This is a genomic window from Dethiosulfatibacter sp. (genome assembly GCF_983023055.1).
Window position 1 is genome coordinate 1 of the sequence record NZ_CEZJXU010000112.1, and the last position, 6233, is coordinate 6233.

A 6233-nucleotide genomic window follows, 5' to 3' on the forward strand; every position below is an offset into this window, starting at 1 on the left:
AGTAAATGAGAAATTCCCCAGGATCATGAAGGTGAGGCAAATAAAGAAGGACGGCAGCAAATATTTTGGACCGTATACAAGTTCCTATGCTGTAAAGCAGACAATAGAAAGCATAAGGAACATATTCAAGATAAGAAACTGCAGCCTTAAGATAGTTACAGGAAAAGAAAGTGCAAGACCCTGTCTCAACTATTATATAGAAAGATGCAAGGGACCCTGTATAGGCAAGATTGATAGTGCAGAGTACAAAGAATCAATAGACGAGGTTCTTCAACTCTTGAACGGAAGGGAAGACAAGCTTATAAATATTCTTGAAGAAAGGATGATGGAAGCTTCCGAAAACCTCCAATTCGAACATGCCGCAGAATACAGAGACAGGATATCTGCCATAAGAAACCTTAGCGACAAGCAGAAAATCACAAATACTAACCTTAAGGATTTGGATGTCATAGGACTTGCAACGGGAGAGAGTGACGCAATAGTACAGATTTTCTTCATAAGAGGGGGAAAAGTCATAGGAAAGGAAGACTATCTTATGACAAGAAACCTGGAGGACAGCACTTCTGATCTTGTATCCTCTTTTGTAAAACAGTACTACTCCGGTACTGTGTATATTCCAAAGGAAATATATATTGAAACCGAAATACCTGACCAGGATCTCATTTCCAAATGGCTTGGAGAAAAAAGAGGCAGCAAGGTTGAACTTAAGATTCCCATTAAGGGAGAAAAAAGCATGCTAATGAAGATGGTCAAGAAGAATGCAGAAGAAAAGCTTGAAAAGGATATAGAGAAAATAAAGATAAGAAGAAAAGAAAACCAGGATGCCCTTGAAGAATTGACGGAACTCATAGGTCTTGAAGATATACCTTTTAGGGTTGAGGGATATGATATATCCAATATTCAGGGAGTTGAAAATGTAGGTTCCATGGTGGTCCTTGAGGAAAGTGAGTTCAAGAAGAGCAGCTATAGAAGGTTCAGAATCAAGGAAGTAATTGGTCAAGACGATTATGGATCCATGGAGGAAATGCTTGAAAGAAGGATTAACAGGGGACTCAAGGAAAGAAGCCTTATTGAGGAAAAGAAGGGTTTTGGAAAGTTTCCTGATCTTATACTTGTAGATGGAGGCAAGGGTCATGTGAACATAGTAAAGGAAGTCCTCAGGGACCATGGACTCAGGATACCGGTTGCAGGAATGGTAAAGGATGATAAGCACGCCACAAGGGGACTCATTTATGAAAACAAGGAAATAATGCTTTTAAGAAATACCAAGCTCTACCGTCTTATAAGTTCAATGCAGAACGAGGTTCATAGGTTTGCCATAAGCTATCACAGGAACTTGCGGAAAAAGAATACCTTCAAGACTGTCCTGGACAATATTGAAGGTGTTGGTGAAAAAAGGAAGCTAGCACTAATTAAATATTTCGGCTCTGTTGAAGGTGTGAAAAAAGCATCCCTGGAGGACCTTGAGAAGGCACCGCTAATGAACAGTAAGACAGTAAAAAGCGTATTCGAATATTTTAACAAGGATGGTGAGGTCAAATGAAATTGATTTCTATGAAGGAAATTGTAAAAGGAATGGATTTGGAAGTGATATATATGCCTGAAGCCAAGGACGCCCATGTCCATAACGGAGAACTTATAAGACCGGGACTTCAGCTGGCAGGTTATTTTGATATGTTTGGTTATGAAAGAATACAGATAATTGGAAGGACGGAATCGAATTATATAGATACCCTTAGCGGAGGGATAAAGATAAACAGGCTGAATAAGATTTTCTCATATCCAATACCAGCTGTAATAGTATGTTCTGGAAGAGAAGTTGATCCTGCCATGTTGTATTGTGCAAAAAAACACGGAAGGGCTCTACTGCGTACGCAAGACAGAACAACCAAGCTTATTAGGGACCTGGGAATTTTTCTTGAGGAGAAGTTATCTCCCGAAAAGACCATTCACGGAGTTTTTATGGAGGTATATGGAGTTGGAGTTCTCATAAGAGGAAAAAGTGGAATAGGTAAGAGTGAAACAGCGCTTGATCTTATCAAGAAGGGACACAGGCTTATTGCCGACGACGCTGTAATAATGAGGAAGATAGATAACAGCATTGAATGCACCTCTCCGCCATTGACAAGGCATTTGTTGGAAATAAGAGGCGTTGGAATCATAGATATAAAATATATGTACGGAGTAGGTTCTGTAAAGATAAATCAAAGGCTTGGACTCATTTTGGACCTTGAAGAATGGGGGGACAAGCAGGTATATGACAGACTTGGTTTTGACAGTGAATATGAGGATGTATTTGGAGTCAGTATTCCCAAATCTAAAATACCCGTAAGGATAGGAAGAAATACTTCAATGATAGTGGAGGTTGCAACAATGAATTTAAGACAGAAACTTCTGGGATATTCAATAGAAGAGGAATATAATAAAAGGTTTATGGATAATATTAACAGCGAGGAAGTATAAGCAGATTCCACGTATGAATTATAGAAGGAATTGTTACACTAAAATTAGTGAATTGTTCCTAATATTATATGGATTGTATTTAAAACGTGAACATTGCTCTTAGCTGAATAAATGTTAAATGGAACCGGTGTATTTTTTAACAGTAGGAATTTTAAAAAGTGAACAATTTGAAAGGTGATTTTCGTTCCTTGCATGGCGGACAAATTTCCAGGAAAACAATTACAACGCGTAATTAATTTAAAACATAAAATTCGGTTTTAAATAAATAAAATGCAAAAAAAACTTAATTTTTCTTTTAAAAAGTCAATAGACTTGATATTCTTTATAAGAACAAATTGCAGGCAGAAACTTGTTAACTTGCTTAAATAAGTATTTTTAGACCTTGCGGAATAATCAAAGGAAGAAAATATAAAAAACGTTATGTTTTTCTATTGACGATTAGTACTGCGCATATTATACTTAGTTGTAACTGTTCTGCATATTGTATACAAGATAACCAAGGAGGTTAGTTTAAATGGCAAAATCAATGAGAACTATGGATGGAAATACGGCAGCAGCTTATGTTTCCTATGCATTCACTGACGTAGCAGCAATCTACCCTATTACTCCGTCATCACCGATGGCTGAGCACGTAGACGATTGGGCTGCAAATGGACAAAAAAATCTATTCGGACAAGAAGTAAAGGTGACTGAATTACAGTCAGAGGGTGGAGCTTCAGGAGCCGTTCACGGTGCACTGGCTACAGGAGCCCTAACAACAACATTTACAGCATCACAGGGATTATTACTTATGATTCCAAACATGTACAAGATAGCTGGTGAATTATTGCCGGGTGTTTTCCATGTTAGTGCCAGAGCTATAGCAAGTCATGCATTGTCAATATTCGGAGATCACTCTGATGTTATGGCTGCAAGACAAACTGGATTTGCATTCCTGGCTTCAGGAAGCGTTCAGGAAGTTATGGACCTTGCAGGTGTTGCACATCTTACTGCAATCAATTCAAGAGTACCTTTCGTACATTTCTTTGACGGATTCAGAACTTCACACGAAATTCAAAAAATCGAAGTAATAGATTATAGTGAATTTGAAAAACTGCTTGACTTTGAAGCTGTTCAGGCATTCAGAGACAGAGCATTGAACCCTGAGCACCCTGTAACTAGAGGTACTGCTCAAAACCCTGATATCTTCTTCCAGGCAAGAGAAGCATCTAACGGTTTCTATGAGAATCTACCAGAAAAAGTGGCGGGATACATGGAAGACATAAGCAAGGTGACAGGAAGAACTTACAAGCCTTTTAATTATTATGGAGCTCCAGATGCGGACAGAGTAATAATTGCAATGGGATCAGTAACTGAAACAATAGAAGAAACTATCGATTATTTAATAGCTAAGGGAGAAAAAGTCGGTGTTGTTAAAGTACACCTTTACAGACCTTTCTCAGAGAAATATTTCTTCGATGTACTTCCAAAGACAGCTAAGAAAATTTCTGTACTTGATAGAACAAAAGAGCCTGGTTCACTTGGCGAGCCTCTTTACCTTGATATTAAGTCAATGTTTTATGACAAGGAAGACAAGCCATTAATCGTAGGCGGAATATATGGACTTGGATCAAAGGATACACTTCCTTCACATATCAAGACTGTATTTGAGAATCTTTCTGCAAACGAGCCAAAAGACGGGTTCACACTAGGTATAGTTGATGATGTAACTTTTAGATCACTTCCACTTGGAGAGCCTATCGATGTTGCTTCTAAAGGAACTATCAGCTGTAAATTCTGGGGTCTTGGTTCAGACGGTACAGTTGGAGCAAATAAAAACGCAATAAAAATAATCGGTGACAATACTGATAAGTATGCACAAGGTTATTTCTCATATGACTCTAAAAAATCTGGTGGTGTAACTGCTTCTCACTTGAGATTCGGTGATGCTCCTATCAGATCTACATATCTTATAAATAAAGCTGACTTCATATCTTGTGCTCAGCAGTCTTATGTTGATAAGTATGACCTTCTAAAAGGTATCAAGAAAGGTGGAACTTTCCTTCTTAATACTCTATGGTCTGCAAAAGAGATTGAAGCTAATCTTCCAGGTGAACTTAAGAAGGCTATTGCTGAGAATGATGTTAAGTTCTATACAATAAATGCAACTAAAATTGCTGAAGATATCGGACTTGGAAATAGAACAAACATGGTAATGCAGTCTGCATTCTTTAAGCTTTCAGGAGTAATTCCGATAGAGGAAGCTACTGGATACCTTAACAAGGCAATTGAAAAATCATACGGTAAAAAAGGTCAAAAAATTGTAAAAATGAACGAAGAGGCTGTTAAGCAGGGAATAACTGAACTAGTTAAAATAGAAGTTCCTGCTGCTTGGATTAATGCAGAAGCAACAGTTGTAGCTGTAGACGATTCAGATAAGCCGGCATTTATCACTGAAATACTTGAGCCTATAAACAGACAAGACGGAGACGATATTCCAGTAAGTAAGTTCGTAGGAAGAGAAGACGGTACATTCCCACAGGGAACTGCTGCTTATGAAAAAAGAGGTATAGCTGTAAATGTACCTGAATGGCAAATGGACAATTGTATTCAATGTAACCAGTGTGCATTCGTATGTCCACACGCTGTTATAAGACCATTCCTTCTTAGTGAAGAAGAAAAGGCTAATGCGCCTGAGACTTTTGAAACTATAGATGCAAAAGGTAAAGGATTTGAAGGACTTCAATACAAAATTCAAATATCTTCACTTGACTGTACAGGATGTGGAAACTGCGTAGACATCTGTCCTTCTAAGAATAAAGCAATTGTAATGAAACCTATCGGAACCCAAACTGAAAAAGAAGTTCCAAACTGGGATTATGCAATTAAGAATGTAACTATAAAAGATAATATTATGGATAAAAAATCTGTAAAGGGAAGTCAGTTTGCAATGCCTTATCTTGAGTTCTCAGGAGCTTGTGCAGGATGTGGAGAAACTCCTTATGCCAAGGCTGTAACTCAACTTTACGGAGATAGAATGATAATTGCCAATGCTACTGGATGTTCTTCAATCTGGGGTGGATCTGCTCCTTCTACAGTTTACTGCCAGGATGCACAAGGTAAAGGACCAGCGTGGGCTAACTCACTGTTTGAAGACAATGCCGAGTATGGATACGGAATGGCTATGGGCGTTAAGCAAATGAGAGACAACATCAAGGTTAACATGGAAACTCTTATGGCTAAAGAAATCTTCAGTGCTGAAATTAAAGAAGCATTTAAGGTTTGGATAGACACTATGGAAGATGGAGAAGCTTCTAAAGCTGCTTCTGCTGAAGTTCTTGAACTTCTTCAAAAACTTACTCCATGTGATGATTGTAAGAAATCAGTTCAAAATATACTTGACAGAAAAGATTATCTAATCAAGAAATCTGTATGGATTCTTGGTGGAGACGGATGGTCTTATGATATAGGATACGGTGGACTTGATCATGTTCTTGCAAGTGGAGAAGATGTAAATATACTTGTATTCGATACAGAGGTTTACTCAAACACTGGTGGACAGTCTTCTAAAGCTACTCCAACTGCAGCAGTTGCTAAGTTTGCTGCAGCAGGAAAGGATATCAAGAAGAAAGATCTTGGTATGATTGCGGCAACTTACGGTTATGTATATGTAGCGCAGGTTGCTATGGGAGCAAACAAGAACCAGTTCATGAAAGCATTGGTTGAAGCTGAAAGCTACAAAGGACCTTCACTAATTATGGCTTACGCTCCATGTGTAAACCATGGAATAA

The 6233-nt window shown here is 38.2% G+C and carries 3 protein-coding genes; all 3 read left to right on the forward strand.

What is annotated here, in order from left to right; all coding sequences use genetic code 11:
• Positions 1–1543: excinuclease ABC subunit UvrC (gene uvrC, locus AC3AX0_RS05540; RefSeq protein ID WP_487549312.1), on the forward strand; the 1543-nt coding region annotated here is incomplete at its 5' end.
• Positions 1540–2463: an HPr(Ser) kinase/phosphatase gene (gene hprK, locus AC3AX0_RS05545; RefSeq protein WP_487549313.1), complete on the forward strand. Its 924-nt coding sequence runs from the start codon at positions 1540–1542 to the stop codon at positions 2461–2463. The genes uvrC and hprK, both read left to right, overlap by 4 nt.
• Positions 2464–2977: 514 nt before the next feature.
• On the forward strand, positions 2978–6233 hold a 3256-nt coding region (gene nifJ, locus AC3AX0_RS05550), incomplete at its 3' end, for a pyruvate:ferredoxin (flavodoxin) oxidoreductase (protein ID WP_487549314.1).